The following is a 16,574-nucleotide window of genomic DNA, read 5'->3' on the forward strand; positions in this document are numbered from 1 at the left end:
ATCTTCCTTACCAGATTTATATGCTTTATTTAATAAATATATAAATCCAAATCCATAAAAACCCAAAGTACAAACCATCATAATTACTGATGTTGTTGACATACTTAATTACCTCCTATTTAGGAAATCGTACTGCTTTCCCCTTCAGTTATATCTCTACCTTTACCCACTTTTTTAGCAAGCCAACTATTAGTTACAAGTGCTACTACTATTAGTATTGCAAATTGAACAATAATCGTGCCTACACTAAATATTTCAAATGGATCCCACCAATTATCTGGGTACCAAGTAATTGACTGCCATATCCACCATCCTACAATTATTGTAAATAGAACTGGGAAAAGTCTAACACAATTCGACCACCATTTACCTATTTTAAAGTCTGCTCCATCAAGGTTGATTACAGCTCTTGCTCTTTCTAATCCATATTTCATCATAGCAAACGCTACGAATAGACCACTTAGTAATAGACCTACTCCCCATACCCAATCTTGGTTATCTAAGAAGTTCAAACTATACGCTGAAGGTATTCCTAGAATAAAACCAAAAACTGAAATAATTATTGTTGCTTTTTGTCTGTCCATTCCCATATCCATTAGGTTTCTAACCCCTACTTCTATCATAGGTAGTAGAGATGAAAGGGCAGCTATTGCCATTGCTCCAAAGAAGACAGCAGCTAAAATATTACCTGCTGGTAATTGTGTAAATAGCTGTGCTAAATATATAAAAGTTATACCAGTATTATTTGAAGCTAAGGCCTGCTCCGCAAACTGTTGAGTTGGAGAAAGAGCATAAATAGCAGGAAGTACTGTCATACCCGCAATTAATGCACCTAGATTATCACCAAAGCCCATGATTAAACAGTTACCACCAATATCTTCTTTCTTTTTTGTATAAACTGCATAGGTAATTATAAAGCCCCAACCAGCTCCCGTTGACCAAGCAGCCTGGGCAAAAGCCTGTAACCATATGTTATAATCCTTTAGCATATATAGCTTAGGGCTAAATAGATATTCTAGGCCTTGTGTAGCCCCAGGTAAAGTCAATGTTCTAACTACCGCAATTATTAGTAAGGCGAATAAAGTTGGAATCATAATTTTAGATGCCTTTTCAATCCCACCCGTTACCCCTTTATAAATAATAAAACCAGCTACTAACATTGAAATGAAGTGAAATAAAATTGTTTGTGATGGTGTTGTAGTAAATGTATCCCAAATAGCCTTTGTCGCTACAGTATCCATTCCTGGTTTAAATTCACCTGATACTGCTAAAGTAAAGTATTTAACACACCAACCCATTACTACTGAATAATAAAACATAATTCCTAAACAAACTACGGCTATCCAAGTACCCATCCAAGTGTACTTTTTACCAACAAAATCTCTAAAGGCACCTATAGTACCTAGGCCTGTTTTTCTTCCCATAACCATTTCACCCATAAGTAATGGTATGGCCCACACAAATAGGGCTATTGTCCATGCAATTATAAATGGTCCACCACCATTAGCTGCTGCTACTCTAGGAAAACGCCATATGTTACCTGTACCTATAGCCATACCTACTGCAGCCATAATAAATCCCCAGCGGCTACCCCATTGTTCATTTTTTTGACTCATACTGTCCCTCCTCTTTATTAAATTATCTATTTAATGCAGTAAAGCCTGATTTTTAAAAAATATTGCTGAAAAGTATTTAGAAAAACGATTATCTTAAATTTCACTAAGATAATCGTTTTCTTTTATTAATGTGCACCATCACCTAAATATGCTTTCTTAACTTCAGCATTATTTAATAGCTCTTGCCCAGTTCCTTTTAACATTATTTTACCAGTTTCCATAACGTAAGCTTCATCAGCAATTCTTAAAGAAACATTAGCATTTTGTTCAATTAAAAGTACTGTTACACCCTGTTTGTGAATCTCTTTTATAATATTAAAGATCTCTTTAACTATTAAAGGTGCTAATCCTAGGGAAGGTTCATCCATCATTAAAAGTTTAGGTCTAGACATAAGGGCTCTACCTACTGCAACCATTTGTTGCTCCCCGCCGGATAAAGTCCCCGTTAACTGCCAAGTTCTTTCTTCTAACCTAGGAAACAGGCTATATACCCACTCTAAGTCTTCCTTTATTTGTTTACTATCTTTACGATAGTACGCACCTATTTTTAAGTTTTCCAGCACAGTTAAGTTGGCAAATACTCTTCTACCCTCAGGAACTAATGTTATTCCAGACTTAACCATATCCTTTGTATCCATTTTTAGTAAATCTACGCCGTTGTATGTTATAGTTCCACTCTCAGGTTTTGTAAGACCTACTATAGATCTAAGTGTAGTACTTTTACCAGCACCATTGGCACCTATTAGAGCAACTATTTTTCCTTCTTCAACATCTAAATCTATTCCCTTTAGAGCTTTTATTCCACCATATGATACATGTAAATCCCTTATTTTAAGCATCTTCACTCACCCCCAAATATGCCTGTATTACCCTGTCATTATTCTGTATTTCTTGGGGAGTACCCTCAGCTATAGTAACACCATAGTCTAAAACATATATTTTGTTTGATATTCCCATTACAACCTGCATATGATGCTCTATCATAAATACAGTTAATTCAAAATCATCCCTAATTTCTTGAATAAAATCCGTTAAATCATCTGTTTCCTTTGGGTTCATTCCTGCTGCTGGCTCATCTAAAAGTAATATCTCAGGATTTGTTGCTAGTGCTCTAGCAATCTCTAGTCTTCTTTGTAAACCATAAGGTAAACTGCTTGATTTCTCATCTTTCAAATCTACTAACCCAGTTTTTTCGAGTAAAAATAATGACTTTTCTAAAATCTCATTTTCTTCTTTTTTATAGCCTAGGGCAGAAGTAGATTTCAAGATTTTAGATGCAACTGATTCCGGTAGTAAATGTGAAAAATATGAAACATATTCTGCCATATTGTTAACGCATGCAGATAAAATCCCAGAATTAACATTTAAATGATTAGCAATTAGTACATTGTCTAATACACTTAATTCTTTAAATAAACGTATGTTTTGAAAAGTTCTTGCTAAACCAAGCTTAGTTATTTCATGGGGTTTTACTCCCGTTATATTCGTGTCTTTAAAATTTATAGTTCCAATTGTCGGCTTATATACCCCTGAAATCATGTTAAAAGCCGTAGTTTTTCCTGCACCATTTGGTCCAATTAGGGCAACTATTTCACCTTTATTCAGTTCAAGATTAAAATCTTTTACTGCAGTTAACCCACCAAATTTCATAGTCATATTATTTGTTTTTAATAAGGCCATTATTGCTGCACCCCTTTCTTTTGGAAGGGTCTTCTTTTAAAGAAGTTTATAAACTTATCCCAACTAAATTCCTTATTCCCCATCAAACCATTATTAAAGAATATAACTACAACCATTAGTATAGTTGAAAAAACAACCATCCTTAAACCTGCAACACCTTCTAGTTTAATAAATCCTAAATTAACTGATTCATCTAGGAATCTTAGATACTCTAATCCTGATGTTACAATAAAAGATGATAAAACTGTTCCAGTTATACTTCCCATTCCACCAAGTACAATAATTAATAGAACGTTGAATGTTAAAATAAATCTGAACATATTTGGATTAATTGAACCTAATAGATTTCCCAAAAGTCCTCCACCAATTCCTGCAAAGAATGCTCCAATAACAAAAGATAATATTTTATGTTTAAATAGGTTTATACCCATACTTTCTGCTGCAATTTCATCTTCTCTAATTGCTTTAAATGCTTTACCATAACTACTATTAATTAATGCAACTATAAATAATAAAGTGAAAGCAGCACACCCAAAACTCCACCAAAGGTTAGTAGTGTTTGGTATACCTTTTAATCCTAGTGATCCGTTAGTTAAACTTTGAGTATTAGTAAAAATAATTCTAATAATCTCCGAAAATCCTAATGTTGCAATTGCTAAATAGTCTCCCTTTAGCCTTAATGTAGGCGCACCAATTAAAAATGCAACAAATGCTGATAAAAGTCCGCCAATGATAAGTGCTGGTAGAAAAGGTAAAGATATACTTTCTAAAGGCCCTACGATAGGTGTCATAAAAAAGTTTTGCTGCTTAGATGCCTCAGACATAGTTAATATAGCTGTGGTATACGCACCTACAGCCATAAATCCTGCGTGTCCTAAGGAGAATAAACCAGTGAATCCATTAATTAAATTCATACTTAGTGCTAATACTGTATAAATTGCACAAAGGTTTAAAACCCTTCTTTGATATGGTCCAAAATTTCCATTAGCATAAACAATAAAGCCTATTAATGCTACTATACATAATAAAGTTAAAATTATATTTCTCTTTTTCATGTCTACACCTTCTCCGATATTTTTTCACCCATAATACCTGTGGGTCTAAATAATAAGATAATGATTAACAAAATGAATGCAAAGGCATCTCTATATCCAGTTAACTGAGGTAAAAATGCAACAATTAGAATTTCTCCTAATCCAAGTATAAAACCTCCAATAACTGCTCCAGGTATACTTCCGATACCTCCAACAACAGCGGCTATAAAACATTTAAGACCAGGCATAACCCCTCTTGCCGGTTCGATTGTTGGGAATTTCATCCCCCACATAATTGCCCCTACTGCTGCTAATACAGATCCTATTGCGAAGGTAAGAGTTATAATTCTATTAACATCAATTCCCATAAGTCTTGAAGTTTCAAAATCTTTAGATGCTGCTCTCATTGCCATACCTACTTTAGTTTTGTTAACTAAAAATGAAAGTGCAAATAATAAAGTAATTGTTACAGTTGGAATTACTAAAGTTAATTGTTGCATAGAAACTGATCCAATTTGAATTACATCAGTAAAAAATGCTACTGTAGGAAATGCCTTTGGTCTTCCACCAAAAATAACTGTTGCTAAATTTTGTATAAAGAAAGAAGCACCGATGGCAGAAACCATTATTGTAATTCTTGGCGAATTTCTTAGAGGCTTATATGCAGCCCTTTCAACTAGCATACCTAGACATGCTGTTAGAATTATTGCAATAATAAATGCTGCATACCATGGCAGTGAAAATACTGCAACACCATAAAATGCAAAATATAATGCCATAATAAATATTTCACCATGGGCAAAGTTAATTAATCTTAATATACCATATACCATAGTGTAGCCAATTGCAATTAGTGCATAAAGACTTCCAAGAGATATACCATTTGTCAAATGCTGCATTAACAAATCAAGCGTCATAAGTACACCACCTAAAATTTTAGTTTTCTTAAATTACATAAATATCCCATAAACTCTCATTCATAATTATGGCTCCCTTCCTGAATAGGAAGGAAGCCAATAACATTTTATTTTTACTAATTAGAAAGGTTCTACTGTTGTTGAATATACAAATTCTCCATCTTTAACAACTTTGATAACCGCACTCTTAACTGCATCTCCATTTTCGTCAAGTGTGATCATACCAGCTGCTCCAGGGAAGTTAGCTGTTTTTGCAATTTCATTTCTAATAGCTTCTGGATCTGTTGTTCCAGCTCTTTCGATAGCTTTTAAGATAACTAAATATGCATCATAACCTAAAGCTGTAACAGCCGCTGGCTCTTTACCAAATTTTGCTCTATAAGCATCTAAGAAGATTTGAGATTCTTCAGTTATAGGAACATCAGATGAGAAGAATGTAGAGAACACAGCGCCTTCTACAGCTGCTCCACCAAGTTCTAAGAACTCAGGTGTTTCCCAAGTATCTCCACCAAAGAATGGAGTTTGAATTCCTAATTTTCTTGCTTGTGCAATAATTAAAGCTGATTCAGTAAAGTTACCAGGAGCAAATATAGCATCTGGATTTTTTGCACTAATGTTTAATAATTGAGATGAGAAATCACTATCCCCAGTATTATAGTTAGAAACTTCGATTACTGCATTTGGATCTCCAGTTAATTGTTTAAATGCATCTTCAAAGAATTTCGCTAAACCTACTGAGTAATCACTTGAAACTTCTCTAATAATAGCTACTTTTTTTGCTCCAAGATTGTTGTAAGCATAGTTAGCCATTACAGTTCCTTGGAAAGGATCTAAGAAGCAAACTCTGAAATAGAAATCATTTCCTAGAGTAACTAGTGGGTTTGTTGCAGAAGCTGCTACTGCTGGTACTTTTGCATCTCTTACGATATCTCCAGCTGCCATAGATAAAGAGCTTCCCCAGCTTCCAATGATAGCTACTACTTTGTCTCTATCAACTAATCTAGCTGCTGCACTTGCTGCTTCAACTACGTCAGACTTGTTATCTGCTAAAACTAATTCAACTTTTTTACCTAAAACTTCTGGGTAAAGTTCATTAGCTAAACGAATACCTTCTACTTCTAAAGCTCCACCTGCTGCATTTGCACCAGTCATTGGTTCAAAGATACCAATTTTAATTACATCATCAGCCGCCGCTGGTGGTGGTGTTGTTGCCTCCTGTTTTTTGCCACAGCCAGTTACCGCAAGTGATAAAACTAGCATTAGGATTACTAATAATGATAATCCTTTTTTCATGTCGTAATCTCCCCTTTTTTGATTTTTCGTTTTCATTATAATTTTTATATATGTAGCTTCCCTAAAGGGAAGCTCATAGTCAATAAGAAATAATACGTACTTTCCACTTAAATATTTAACTTTTTGTTTGTTCACATATCATATACATATGTTCACAAATATTTAATATTTATAAGTATAATACAAATTTTTAGATTTTTCAAAACATTTTTTTATGGATATTTTTTGAAATTTTCACAACATTAGATAAATTCAACGTTATGTCCAATAAAACTAGATAAAATATAGTTTTTAAGCAATTTAATAATGGAATCTGTACCAATACAAAATAGTTGTAATAAGATCTGTTTTTATTGGAATAACTTTATAATGCTCTCTTGATAATGCTCTTTGGATTCTTTATTTCTATGGTTAAATGACCATACTATTTTAAACTGCTAAAGTGGTCGGACTAGACTTTTTAAAGGAAACAAAGTCTGAAATAAGTAGCTAGAATCGTCCGAAAAATAAATGAGTATAGTAAAACAAGCCATCGCTGGATGACTTTTTTTAAAAGTATAGATTTAAAACTTAAGAAGGGATCATAATACGGAATCCCTGACTTCTAGCTAAAAAATTAGCTTGTTCAACCGGAGACCTAGAGTGTATTAGATTTGCTGGACACGTATAAAGGTTGTTATAATAAACCTAGAAAGGACGTGTTACAGCAATGAGTAACAAAAATGAATTTACTGAAGATTATAAGAAAGAAATAGTCAAACTTGTAACAGAATTAGGCAAAAAACCAACTGATGTAGCTAAAGATATAGTTGTTACCCCTACAAGTATCAGAAGATGGGTAAAGCAATATAGCATCCATGGAGAAAATGCATTCCCAGGTAAGGGTAAGCTTAGACCAGAGGATGCATAAAAAAATCCCCTGACGGGGACTGTGTTTAAAAAGGAATACACTCATCATCTTCTTCTAGGTATGAGTGTTTTTCTTCTTTTTGTTCACCAAAATAATAAAAATCCTCATTACAATTAGGGCATACCATAATCGGCATACCTTTTCTATTTTTATTTTGTTCTTCGTCGTACTCTTCGTCACAGTAGGTATCCAAATCTGCAAACTCATCCACAATATCTGCGGGAGCCCACTCCAAATACTTACACTTCAAACAATGATATTTGTACAACTTTTCTTTGTAATGGCGCTCTACTAATGGGCTCATATAATATTTCCTCCATATCCCTAGATTCTCTTATATCATATATCACCCCATAGTCTTTATGCCATATTCTCCATAAAATTTTTTCAGTGGTACATTTTACACATAAAAGTGGATTTCTTCCGAAATTCTCTATAATCCTCTCTTTCCAGGTCTTTTTCTTTTCAAAACTTTTTCTCTTATCCCTAAGCAATTTTTCTATAGACTTTTCCTTCATAAAATTATATAGATGCACTATATCCTTGGATATCTTATTTCTTCTCCTTGAATACAGTCCATATCTTCTTACTGTCTTGAATCCTTTAGGTACTATATGTTGTGTTATTTTTCCTATAAATTCTAACACATCCATAGTTATCTTTACTTTTTTTCCATCGTTATGATCTTCATACCAAAACGTAACCTTTTCTCCATCATATTCCTCTATTCTATATTCTGCTATATTTGCTCTAGCAAGATATCTTCCTATGTACTTTACTGCTTGTCTTGTATCATTCAGTTTTCTCTTTGCATTAACATAAAACCCATTTGGATATCTTTTATACATCTCACTTATTAGCTGCCTGGTTTCATAACTATTAAAATATTTCTTAATTATTTCTAGTAGCACCTTCTGCCATGCTTTCTTCAAAAATGGATATGGTATATATTCAACACTCTTCCACCAATTATTATTTCTATCTATTGCTCCCTCTGTTACTAATGCATGTATATGTGGGTTCCATTTCAAATCTCTTCCAAAGGTGTGCACTACAGCTATTATACCTACTTCATAATCACATTTCCTATTATTTTTATACCAATATGAAATTACGTTGTATACTGCATCCTGCAATTCTTTTAATAATTCTCTCCTTGCATAAAAGAAGTTTCTCAGTTCCTTAGGCATTGTAAATACACTATGTCTATGCCCTACCCTTAACATGTTCTGTTCTTTGCTTTTCGGCCCATTTTAGTGTATATACTCTTCCGCATTTATTGCAAAACTTGCTTTTACATGTAAATGGTACTTTCGTTACACTAAAACAATCCTCACATATATATTCGGCATATCCATTTTTAACATCGCTACAATTTATAGCCTTATTTACTAGATCATCTATATGTTCTCTCATAACCTTAGGAACTCTAGACCAGTATGTGTTTTTAAAGTCCTCATATCTATCTACCAATATCTCTTTAACTGTTATCTTTTTTCTATTCATATCTCAATCATACCATATGTTATCCACAGATTTTTAATTTTATAATTTCCTATAGAATAAAAAAAGAGTCAGAGAGGAAAATATCTCTGACTCTCTAATTATTATGACTTAGTTATAAAACCCTTCTTTACATTGTTCATCAGGGTAAGCACTTGATCATTTTTAGACTGATTCTAAAATAGCTCAATGCTTATCTTAATAACTGAAGTACTCCTTGAGGAGCCTGGTTTGCTTGAGCCAACATAGCTTGAGCTGCTTGTTGAAGGATATTGTTCTTTGTGAACTCCATCATTTCCTTCGCCATATCTACGTCTCTGATTCTACTTTCAGAAGCTTGTAGGTTTTCAGAAGCTGTATCTAGATTCTTAATAGTATGTTCTAATCTATTTTGGTATGCTCCAAGTTTAGATCTTTCAGCTGACACTGTTTCAATTGCAGTTTGAATAGTTGTTATTGCTGAACTAGCAGCAGACTGAGTTGATACATCAATACCTGCGGCTGCGTTTGCATCAGCAGTTTTTTCTCCGCCAGCAAATGTTGCTGCTGTTGCTGCATCTACTTCTATGGCTATTGTAGCTGCTGTAGCTGCTGTTAAACTTCCATCTAGATTTACAGTGAGCCCTTTATTAGCAGCACTTGTAAATGTAGCTGATGTAGCTGTATTTTTAACTACTACATTTTCTGAACCAATTGTAAGTCTAACTTCATCAGCTGCTAGTCCAGCAGTAGTTGCTGCAGCATCTGCCGCACCTGCAACTGCAGTTGCATCTCCTGTAGCTGTTAAAGCTATACCAGCTCCAGTTAATGCAGTATTTAACTTCGCCGCTGTAGATGCTCCTGCAGCAACATCTGATGAATAATTTATTGTAATTTTCTTCGTCGTATTATCAATTGCGGCAGTAACATCAGCACCAGCTCCACCGGTTTTTGTAACAGTGATTGTATAATCATTATATTGTGAAGAGTTTGCAGTTGACTCTAAAGATGTTCCAGTTATCCCCAAAGCTCCAGCTGTCCAAGCAGTCTTAGCTGCTGTAGCATTAGCTGTTAAGCTTAAGCTCGCCCCATCAGTCAATGCAGTACCTAATGTTCCAGAAAGTTCAGCACTTGTTACATCAGTAGCCGCTGAAATCGTAGCTTTTGATACATCTCTAGACACTCCGAGAGACTTAGCATCCATTGCATTAATTGATAAAGTTATATCTTGGTTAGAATTTGCTCCAACATGGAATTTTGCTGACTTTATTCCGTCATCTTTTATTCCACCATTTATAAGTTTTTGAGTATTAAACTCTGTATTATTAGCTATTCTTGTTACTTCTTTAGCTAATTCATCCATTTCTTTTTGGATCTCTCCACGGTCAACTGATACGTTTGTATCATTTGAAGATTGTACTGCAAGTTCTCTCATTCTTTGAAGAATTGCGTGAGATTCTTGTAATGCACCTTCAGCTGTTTGAATCATAGAGATACCATCTTGAGCATTTCTAGAAGCTTGATTTAAACCTCTAATTTGTCCTCTCATTTTTTCCGAGATCGCAAGACCAGCTGCATCATCCCCAGCTTTATTAATTCTAAATCCTGATGATAATTTTTCCATTGATTTGGCACCATTTGCACCTGCAGCTCCCAACTGTCTGTGGGTATTCATTGCCATTAAGTTGTTATTAATTCTCATTTGTAATTCCTCCTTGAATTTTAGTTTTTCCTTCAGCATCCTTGCCGTAAGGTTATTTATAAAACTCCTTTTTCTTTTGCCGGCTAAATGAAATAAGAAGTTTCGCTTTCATTAATATTATCGGTAATAAATTAAACTAACTTTAGACCTTTTACTACATTTTTTTTATTTTTTTATTAACATTTTTTTCAATGCATCCATATTAATACTTTGATTAATTGCAGATACATTCTCCTTCTCTATTTCAACATAAATTTCTTTTCTATATATTTCTATATCTCTAGGTGCTTCTATACCTAGCTTAACTTTGCCATCCTCTATAGCTAATATCTTAACTTCAATATCTTTCCCTATCACAATACTTTCATTTTGTTTTCTAGTTAAAACAAGCATCTACAACGCCTCCTCTACCTTCTCTTCATATATATCATTCCCAGAATTTTTAGTAGAGTTGTTATTTAGTTCATCCATTATATAATGTTTTATGCTATATTTATCTCCTTCTAATATTACTTGCTTAGCTTTTTTGTTCATTGAATTAATAATAATTGGAGCTGCCAAATTAGCAGTCATTTTGGTTATATCCTCTGGAACCACAACTATACTATACACTATTATATCTTTCTCATTCTCTATCTCAAGTCTAGTTATTGTACTATCGTTAATTACAAAATCATAATCAGGCTTAAATATAAATGGATTCAAAATTACAAATGTAACATCTTCGTCCTCCACTGATTGTAGCCATTTAAACGGAATATCTGCATCCTCATTATCTAAAATCACATATTCAGTTAAGTTATTCAAACCAGGTATACCATCAACAAATTTTAAGATTTTTTCTTTTTCTATCTCTATTTCACCAAAATGTTTTGAATTTATTAACATTCGATTACCTCCTATTTTTTTCGTTATATGTACTTATAAGACCAGCTGCAGAATAATTCTGTGCTGGTCTAGTCATACCCATATTTGTATTTATTAATCTTACTCTAGTTTTCTAGATTTTTTTTAGATTTTATCTTAAAAAATCAAGTAAAGTTGGCTGTATAATCCTAGCACCAACAGATAGGGAAGCTTTATACACATTTTCCTCGTTCATTAATTCCATAAGAGTCTCGCCCATATCCGCATCCTCTAACTGTGACTGTAATGTTCTGAAGTTTATTTTATCATCTAGTATACGATTATGTACTAACTCCATACGGTTAACCTTTGCACCAACCTCAGATCTAGAATTTAACAATCTATTAAGGAATATATCTATATCTGCTAGCTGCTTACTTAACTGTTCATGTTTGCCATCAATCATATTTCTTTCTATTCTATCTAATAAATTTATTAATCCAGCCTTTTGAGGTGTAGCAACTATATTCCAATCACCGTCAGAATTCAATACATTCGACTTTAAATCAACTGCATCAAACATATAATTTCTAAGGGGATGGTCTATGCTTACTATATTTTCATCTAAAACAAACTCTGACATAAATTTCACTATGCTTTTTGAAACAGCTTCTTTTTCACCCGGTATACCTGTAGGAAGCCCAACAATATTACCATCCACATCTAGATTGAAAATATTTATGTCATTTTCTAAAACACTACCATCTTCATTTGTGAATTTATATGTTGCTTTATATTTCGCAGTGACTGGAGGATCATCACTTTCAGCTTCCATCATTTCAATATTTACTTCTAACCCCTCTAATTTAAAAGTTGTAGACTTATCTTCCCCTAATTGTTTAGGAAATTCTAGTGTTAAACTACTTGGTCTTCCTATGTTTTCTAGCACTTCGATTCCTAAAATATTAATGTCTATAAGCTCCGATACCCCAACCTCAAATTTCATTCTATGGTCTACTAAATTAGGATTCTTTGTATTGTAAGGGTATACAATATAGTTTCCTTGACTATCTAATAAAGGTCTGTCTGAATTTTTACCAGAAAAAATATATTTCCCCGCATATGTGGAATTTGATAGCCCTATTATTTGAGTCTTAAGCTCTTTTATTTCACTTTGAATTTTAAATGTCTCCTCAGAGGTTAAAACTCCGTTAGAAGCTTGTACAGTTAACTCTCTAACTCTTTGCATAGCATCTCCCATGTTTTTAATTGAAATTTCAGTAGTTTCAAGCCAGGATACTGCATCTTCCACATTTTTTCTATGTTGGTCTAATTCACTAATATCTGCACGTATTTTCAAGCTTCTTGAAATAGCAATAGGGTCATCAGAGGGTTTGTGAATACGTTTACCCGTTGAAACTTGCATCTGCCGTTGATCTAGACGCTGCATGTTACGATTTAGGTTTCTCATCATATTAGTAATCATCATATTATTAGTTATTCTCATTGCCTATTACCTACCTTCCAACTAAACCTAATCTATTTATGATAGTATCTAACATTTCATCCATTGTGTTTACCATCCTAGCTGAAGCATTGTATGAATGCTGGTACATTACCATTCTTGATAATTCTTCATCCATTGAAACTCCAGATATAGCTTGTCTTTCATTATCTATTAACTCTGTTAATTGTATTTGATTAGTTGCATTCCTCATAGCCTCTTTAGTATCTACCCCTAAGTTTGATATCAAAGATTTTATAAAGTCCTCTGGCTTACCTTTTTCATACATACCGGAATCATGTCTTATTTGAGCTATTTTTAAAGCTATGGATCCATCCCCTGGTAACAGAGTTGCAGCACTGGATGCTGCAATTTTATTTGGATCATCTAAATCTAAGGCAACACCAATATTTTTCGCAGTTATTCCTTGATGAATCGCATTAGTTAATTGAGTCGCAGTACCCATCATATCTTCAGTACTTACACCATTTGCAGTAAAGAAAAGTATTCCAGTATCCCCATTTAAACCAAAACCTTTAAAATGAAGTTTGTTTACTTCTTCTGCAAACTTTCTTGCAAACTCATCCAATTGATTCATATAGTAAGGTATGCCTTTATTTTTGCCTTCAGTTTCATCCCTTAAATCTAATAAAGACCTTAACTCTCCCTTAAGTGCTAAAACATTAAGTGAAGACCCATTTGCCCATTTAACTTCGTTTCTTACAGGGTCATCTAACTTTTTATCCTCTGCGCTAAGTTTAAAAGTTCTATTGTGATTAACTAATGGCTGTCCATTTATTTGTATAACAGTTTTTTTACCACCATTTTGAAGATCATTTGGGTCAACTACTTCAAGAACTTCAACGTTTACTATCTTTGATAGTTCATCAATTAATAAATTCCTTTGGTCTCTCAAATCATTTGCACTAGAACCACCAATTTCAGATCTTAGAATCTGTTCATTTAAAACTGCTATTTGATCACTATAGCTATTTATTGTGTTTACTGTAGTAACTATGTCAAAGTTAACATCCTTAACCATCTTTTCTAGTTGGTTATACATATGATTTAAAGAATTTGTAAATGCAACACCCCTTTGTCTCACTAAAGAACGATTAGTTAACTCTTGTGGGTTCTTACTTAGTTCTTGAATAGAAGAAAAAAACTCATCCAGCACTGTAGAAATCCCCGTCTTAGATGGTTCGTTCATTATAGCTTCAATAAATTGAAGTCCATCTCTTCTTACTTCCCAATGTCCTTGAGCATTTGCTTCCCCACGATATTTAAAGTCTAAGAAATCTACTCTTATTTGCTTTATGCCTAATGTACTTACTCCTGTTCCAATCATCCCTTGTCCACCTGGTAGTGATAATGGGTTACTTGGGGCCTGATCCAGTCTTTGACGAGTATATCCCTTTGTATTTACATTGGCTATATTGTGTCCAGTTATATCTAAAGCCCTTTGAGCTGCGAATAGTCCAGATCTAGCTATATTAAAACCAAAAAATGTTGAACGCATATAAACACTCCTATAAATAGTATTAAAGCTATACCCTCATATCTAGTAAGCTTTTATTTGCCTTTGTATTTTCAGTAGTTGCTTTGCTCCCATAATGGTTAACTTGTTCATTCAAACTTGTCAATAATTCCATATTTAAGTTTATATAATCCAAGCTTTGTTTTATAAGCTTCTCGTTTAATTTGTTAATTTCATTTATTTGACCTATTACTTCTAATAGATCATTCCTTATTTTATCAATCCCATTTAATATATTAGAGTCGATTCCTTTTTCCTCTAAATGAAGTAGGAGCTCGGATAAACTAGTCGGCTCCTTAATATTTATTTCATTTGATATATTTACAAATATAGCTCTTCTAATCTTTTCAAAAGTACCCATTTGAGAAATTAGTTGTTGCTCTTTTTTAGTTATTTCATCTAGTTCCTTTACTTTACCCTTTACAATAACGTTAGTTTTACCATCAACTAGCTTTGCTACTTCTTTGTACATATTTAATTCTTTTTCTAATGCTTCTTGAAGCTGTTCAATAGACTTCATTGATTCTCACCTCACTGCCTGAGCAATTTATATTTTCTTATCAATTATAAGTCCTTCAATTATTTTATCTGCAATCTCTTTTCCAGAAACTTGATAATTGCCTGACTGAATTTTTTCTCTCAACTCTTTAACCTTCTCTTCTCTTACTTCTGGCAGTTGTTTAAAGGCCTTTAACGCTACTTGATATTCTTTTGCCTTTTCTGAAATCTCAATTCTATCCTTAGCTAATTTAGTTGATTCAGTCTTTTCAACAGATTTGCTATTAGATTTATTATATATATTCATGACTTTTTGTACGTTCGGATTATTAAAAATCTTCATAAAAACACCTCAACTTTCCATATTTAGTCTTCTACAACTATTATCGGATAAATTGAGGTTTTTCTTTACAATTATTTATCTTTTTTTTCTCATTTCTGCAACATACATTCGATTGTTATTGCTCGAAGTCGTTGGTTTCTTGTCTTCTGGTTTTTTCATGACAGATTGAAACTCTTTTTTAAGCTCTGCAACACATTTCTCACAAAATCTACCGGATTTTATAGGAACGCCGCATCTTTCACAATCTAGTAAACAATTATTCTCTTCTCTAATTTCTATTCTATTTTCTCTCAAAAACCTTAAAATTTGTTTTTCGGCTACCCCTGTTCCCTCTGAAACTTCAGTTACAGAGGCTCCAGGATTATCGTATAAGTATTCCTTAACTTTTTTAAAATCATCCTCAGTATTACTGGAGCATCTAGAACACATATCAAAGCCATTATAAGAAAATACTCTACCACATTTAGAACAGTTCCTTAAGTCCATAAATTATCCTCCCTTTAAATATATCTAATAATATCCTCTTGCAAAGGTTAATAGATTAACCGACTGAGCTCCCGCATCAATTAATACTTTGCTACAAGCATTTGCTGTAGCCCCTGTAGTCAATACATCATCTACTAAAATCACTCTTTTATTTTTAATAGCTTCATTGTTTTTAACTATAAAAGCACCCTCTATATTTTCAAACCTTTGTATCCTAGAAAGCTTATTCATATCCTCTGTATTTTTTATTCTCTCAATGACTCTTGCTTTATATTTTTTATTTAAAAGCCTTTTAAGGTGCTTACATATTAAATGGGTTTGATTATAGCCCCTCCGCTTTTCCTTAGTAAAGTGTAGTGGGACGGCTACTATTACGTCAAATTCAACATTATATTCAATTAATTTTTCTTTCATTAATTCAGCTATGGTTTTAGCAATGTATACTTTATCGTAATATTTTAAATTATATATCATCTTCTTAACAACATCTTTATATATGGCTACAGCATATATTCTTTCAAAGGATAAAAAATCTAAAGAGTCTTCATAGCCATATACAAACTCAATTTTACTATAGCATACTTTACAAATGTCGAATATGTCACTTCCAACTAACTCCTCGCCACAAACTATACACTTGACATTTCGAGGATATATGAGGTCTAGTAATACATCAAAATAATCAAGTAATTGATCAATTAACATTTTCTATCACCCAATTAAATA

General features: G+C 33.2%; 17 protein-coding genes and 1 pseudogene. 1 reads left to right on the forward strand and 17 read right to left on the reverse strand.

What is annotated here, in order from left to right; genetic code table 11:
- Window positions 1-119: 119 nt before the first annotated feature.
- The 6 genes from HZR23_RS03325 to HZR23_RS03350 form a co-directional block, all read right to left on the reverse strand.
- Complete coding sequence (locus HZR23_RS03325; RefSeq protein WP_132848708.1) at window positions 120-1,616, reverse strand: sodium-dependent transporter; 1,497 nt, start codon at window positions 1,614-1,616, stop codon at window positions 120-122.
- Window positions 1,617-1,741: 125 nt separating this feature from the next.
- Window positions 1,742-2,455 carry an ABC transporter ATP-binding protein gene (locus tag HZR23_RS03330; protein ID WP_132848707.1) on the reverse strand — a complete coding sequence of 238 codons (714 nt, stop codon included), beginning with the start codon at window positions 2,453-2,455 and terminating at the stop codon, window positions 1,742-1,744.
- On the reverse strand, window positions 2,448-3,296 hold the full coding sequence (locus HZR23_RS03335) for an ABC transporter ATP-binding protein (RefSeq protein ID WP_132848706.1): 849 nt from the start codon (window positions 3,294-3,296) through the stop codon (window positions 2,448-2,450). Before HZR23_RS03335 ends, HZR23_RS03330 begins: the two co-directional genes overlap by 8 nt.
- Complete coding sequence (locus HZR23_RS03340) at window positions 3,296-4,351, reverse strand: branched-chain amino acid ABC transporter permease (RefSeq protein ID WP_132848705.1); 1,056 nt, start codon at window positions 4,349-4,351, stop codon at window positions 3,296-3,298. Before HZR23_RS03340 ends, HZR23_RS03335 begins: the two co-directional genes overlap by 1 nt.
- 2 nt (window positions 4,352-4,353) lie before the next feature.
- On the reverse strand, window positions 4,354-5,247 hold the full coding sequence (locus HZR23_RS03345; RefSeq protein ID WP_132848704.1) for a branched-chain amino acid ABC transporter permease: 894 nt from the start codon (window positions 5,245-5,247) through the stop codon (window positions 4,354-4,356).
- Window positions 5,248-5,367: 120 nt separating this feature from the next.
- Window positions 5,368-6,540, reverse strand: a complete 1,173-nt coding sequence (locus HZR23_RS03350; protein WP_132848703.1) for an ABC transporter substrate-binding protein — start codon at window positions 6,538-6,540, stop codon at window positions 5,368-5,370.
- Between the two features lie 709 nt (window positions 6,541-7,249).
- On the opposite strand from HZR23_RS03350, the gene HZR23_RS03355 reads away from it, so the two are divergent.
- Window positions 7,250-7,450 (forward strand): transposase, encoded by a 201-nt coding sequence (locus HZR23_RS03355; RefSeq protein WP_132848702.1) that lies wholly within the window; start codon window positions 7,250-7,252, stop codon window positions 7,448-7,450.
- A 25-nt stretch (window positions 7,451-7,475) separates the two neighbouring features.
- Here the strand turns inward: HZR23_RS03355 and HZR23_RS03360 are convergent, their stop codons facing one another.
- The 11 genes and pseudogenes from HZR23_RS03360 to HZR23_RS03415 all read right to left on the reverse strand — a co-directional run bounded on the left by HZR23_RS03360 (window position 7,476) and on the right by HZR23_RS03415 (window position 16,553).
- Window positions 7,476-7,685, reverse strand: coding sequence for a hypothetical protein (locus HZR23_RS03360; protein WP_213050207.1), 210 nt, complete (start codon window positions 7,683-7,685; stop codon window positions 7,476-7,478).
- A gap of 4 nt (window positions 7,686-7,689) precedes the next feature.
- A pseudogene (locus HZR23_RS03365) lies at window positions 7,690-8,956 on the reverse strand (IS91 family transposase).
- Between the two features lie 190 nt (window positions 8,957-9,146).
- Window positions 9,147-10,634, reverse strand: a complete 1,488-nt coding sequence (locus HZR23_RS03375; RefSeq protein WP_132848259.1) for a flagellin N-terminal helical domain-containing protein — start codon at window positions 10,632-10,634, stop codon at window positions 9,147-9,149.
- A gap of 165 nt (window positions 10,635-10,799) precedes the next feature.
- Window positions 10,800-11,027: a carbon storage regulator CsrA gene (gene csrA / locus HZR23_RS03380; RefSeq protein WP_132848260.1), complete on the reverse strand. Its 228-nt coding sequence runs from the start codon at window positions 11,025-11,027 to the stop codon at window positions 10,800-10,802.
- Window positions 11,028-11,522, reverse strand: a complete 495-nt coding sequence (fliW, locus tag HZR23_RS03385) for a flagellar assembly protein FliW (protein ID WP_132848261.1) — start codon at window positions 11,520-11,522, stop codon at window positions 11,028-11,030.
- Between the two features lie 130 nt (window positions 11,523-11,652).
- Complete coding sequence (flgL, locus tag HZR23_RS03390) at window positions 11,653-12,987, reverse strand: flagellar hook-associated protein FlgL (RefSeq protein WP_132848262.1); 1,335 nt, start codon at window positions 12,985-12,987, stop codon at window positions 11,653-11,655.
- Window positions 12,988-12,997: 10 nt separating this feature from the next.
- Complete coding sequence (gene flgK / locus HZR23_RS03395; RefSeq protein ID WP_132848263.1) at window positions 12,998-14,503, reverse strand: flagellar hook-associated protein FlgK; 1,506 nt, start codon at window positions 14,501-14,503, stop codon at window positions 12,998-13,000.
- Between the two features lie 28 nt (window positions 14,504-14,531).
- Window positions 14,532-15,041, reverse strand: a complete 510-nt coding sequence (locus HZR23_RS03400) for a flagellar protein FlgN (RefSeq protein ID WP_132848264.1) — start codon at window positions 15,039-15,041, stop codon at window positions 14,532-14,534.
- A gap of 27 nt (window positions 15,042-15,068) precedes the next feature.
- On the reverse strand, window positions 15,069-15,362 hold the full coding sequence (flgM, locus tag HZR23_RS03405; RefSeq protein WP_132848265.1) for a flagellar biosynthesis anti-sigma factor FlgM: 294 nt from the start codon (window positions 15,360-15,362) through the stop codon (window positions 15,069-15,071).
- Window positions 15,363-15,437: 75 nt separating this feature from the next.
- Window positions 15,438-15,848, reverse strand: a complete 411-nt coding sequence (locus HZR23_RS03410; RefSeq protein ID WP_132848266.1) for a TIGR03826 family flagellar region protein — start codon at window positions 15,846-15,848, stop codon at window positions 15,438-15,440.
- A 24-nt stretch (window positions 15,849-15,872) separates the two neighbouring features.
- Complete coding sequence (locus HZR23_RS03415; protein WP_132848267.1) at window positions 15,873-16,553, reverse strand: ComF family protein; 681 nt, start codon at window positions 16,551-16,553, stop codon at window positions 15,873-15,875.
- Window positions 16,554-16,574 lie beyond the last annotated feature (21 nt).

This window comes from Serpentinicella alkaliphila (assembly GCF_018141405.1).
GTDB lineage: Bacteria > Bacillota > Clostridia > Peptostreptococcales > Natronincolaceae > Serpentinicella > Serpentinicella alkaliphila.